This window comes from Methylocystis sp., from assembly GCF_021731785.1.
GTDB lineage: Bacteria > Pseudomonadota > Alphaproteobacteria > Rhizobiales > Beijerinckiaceae > Methylocystis.
Window position 1 is genome coordinate 1 of sequence record NZ_JAKFWS010000122.1, and the last position, 2,852, is coordinate 2,852.

The window sequence follows — 2,852 nt, forward strand, 5'->3', positions numbered from 1 at the left end:
GGCAATATCGCCAACCCCGCGATGGGCACATGCACCGCGAATATGAAACCCGTCGCCTTGCGCAGATTGTCGTAGATTCTGCGGCCAAGCCGGATCGCCTTGACGATCGAACCGAAATCGTCATCGAGAAGCACGATTGAGGAGGCCTCCCGCGCCACGTCCGTTCCGCGTCCGCCCATGGCAATGCCAATGTGCGCGGCCTTGAGAGAGGGCGCATCATTCACGCCGTCTCCCGTCATGGCGACGATCTCGCCGTTTGCTTTGAGCGCATTCACAATTCGGAGCTTCTGATCAGGCAGGATTCGCGCAAATATGCGCGCTGTCCGCATGCGCCGCGCGAGCTGTGCCTCGCTTTCGCTTTCGAGTGTCTGTCCTGTCACGACTTCGTCGGTATTTAGACCCGCCTGGCGAGCGATTGCCTTCGCCGTCGCTGGGTAGTCGCCCGTGATCATGACCACCCTGATGCCTGCCGACCGACACTCGCTCACCGCGGCCGGAACGGCTGAGCGTAACGGGTCGGCGAGTCCGACGAGCCCCAAGAATTCGAACGTGAAGTCTCGCTGCGAGTCCGGCAATGCTTTCTGCGCGAAGGATGCGCTGGCCACGCCCAGAACGCGCTGTCCCTCGGCAGCCATGCCTTCAACGGACTGCTTCACTGCAGCAAACTCCGTCTCGTTCAATCGGCAGAGGGTGGCGATGGCTTCCGGCGCGCCTTTGGCCGCGACAACGAATTCCGGCGTGGCGTCGCTTTGCCAGACCTGTGACATCGCAAGGAGATCGGAACGAAGACCGTATGTCTGCAATAGTTTCCAATCTGGACCAAGCAGAGTTCCGGTCTTGGGCAAATGGTTCCGGCCGAAATCGTGAAACGCTTTTTCCATCGGATCGAATGGATCAGGCGCGCTGGCGAGAATTCCGAACTGGACCAGATGATCGAAGCTCGCAGGCATTGAGCGGGATATCTGGCCGGCTCGTAATGCCTCGCCGCCCTTGAGGCGTAGTTCGGCAATCGACATCTGGTTCTCGGTCAGGGTGCCGGTCTTATCCGTGCACAAGACCGTCGCCGAACCCAGAGATTCGATGGCTGCGGCGCGACGGGTCAATACGCGCGCCCGCGAAATCCGCCATGCTCCCATCGCCATGAATACGGTGAGCACGACGGGAAACTCCTCGGGCAGCATCGACATGCCGAGCGCGATGCCCGCAAGCACCGCATCGAGCCATCCTCCGCGCAACACGCCGTAGAGCAACACCGCCAAAACGCTCACGGCGCCTCCTGCGAGAGCAAACACCCCCACAAGACGCCGTGTCTGCGCCAGCAGACGCGGCGGCTCCGTTTCGACTGTGCTGAGCGATTGGCCAATTTTGCCGATTTCGCTCTGTGCGCCGGTCGCGATCACTTCGCCTATTCCGGTTCCGCGCACCACCAGCGAGCCTGAAAACACATATGGCAGGTCATCGCCCCCGGGCCGGCGGCTTTCGAGAGGCGCATCGGCGCGAGAGATCTTGCGAACGGGCGCTGACTCTCCCGTCAGCAGCGACTCGTCGATCTGGAGGTCCTGGCATTCGCTGAGCGCCGCGTCGGCGGGAACCCGGTCGCCTTCGCTGAGCACGACGACATCGCCACGCACGACTTCGCGCCCAGCGATTCTCTTACGTACGCCGTCACGAATAACCAGCGCGCGCGGACTCGTAAGGTCGCGCAGCGCTTCCAGGACGCGCTCGGTGCGGGTCTCTTGAACCGCTGTGATGACGACCGACATTGTTGCGAAGACGAGGAGAATTAATGCTTCCTTCAAATCCCCCAGCAGCAAGTAGATCAGGCCGCCGCCGATGAGCAGCGCGAGCATCGGCTCGCGCAGGACCTCGAGAACGATTCGCAGCGGCGTGCGCCGTTCCGGCCGCGGTAGCTCGTTGTAGCCCTCGCTCTTCAGCCTGGCCTGCGCATCTGCTTCACTGAGGCCGGGAGCCGAGCGGAGGGCTGAGGAAGCATCTGGCACTAAAACCCTCCCGAGCGCGCTAACCCGCATTTTCAAACTCGGCATGCGTTAGCCGACTTGTGACGGGACGATGATCGCAATGCCGAGCAGGCGTCACAAGCCGGAGAATCGTCGCCAAGTTGCGACAGGCGGATGTGTAGCAGTCACAAAGGCAAGTCGCGGACGCCGTCCCATACGATCGATGTGACCGAGGGGACTTACCGCAGAGTCGATCGTGGCCTCGTTCAGTCCAACCTGCGCCTGATCATAGGCGTTTTTCGCATTATCCAGGGCGTCTCGAGAAATCACCTTGGTCGGGGCGAGTCTCTGGGCATTGTCACATTAGGCGCTTACCGTTGCTGACGTCCCGCTCGTATCGGCCAAGATGACCAAACTCAGCTGTGCCCTGAGCTTCCGCGACGTGGAAGATCTGTTGCTGAACGGGGCGTCGCGGTTTCCTACGAGACCGTGCGACGATGGGATGTGTCCAATGCCTCGACGCGTATCCACGTCAGTGGGAGAAGGTGTCGCTTCCGCGATCTAGATTCGTGCGAACCGACAAAGTGGCCTGCCAAGGATTGGATGAGGGACCACGTCTCCGATGCATCACGCCTCGTTATAATTAGTGGCGCTTTTCGCAAGGCGATCCGCGCGTTGAACGCAATTAAATGACCAGCGCCACCCGCGCCGGACCGATCAAGCGTTTGGCATATCCGTTCTGCTAAGTCGAACGGAACGAAGTGGTGAGCGCGTCCGATCGTTCGAGTTGAGCCCTTTTGCCGAGGCGCATCGGCGTCTCACGAATTCCTGTTGCCAAAACTCAACGCAAATGCGAAATTTTGAAACAGGTTTGTGGTAAGCTCTTCATTAGGC

General features: G+C 60.6%; 1 protein-coding gene. It reads right to left on the minus strand.

Going from position 1 to position 2,852, the window contains the following annotated elements:
* Positions 1 to 2,030 (minus strand): HAD-IC family P-type ATPase (locus tag QZ964_RS17230; protein WP_292533037.1); only part of this gene is annotated, 2,030 nt, incomplete at its 3' end.
* Positions 2,031 to 2,852 lie beyond the last annotated feature (822 nt).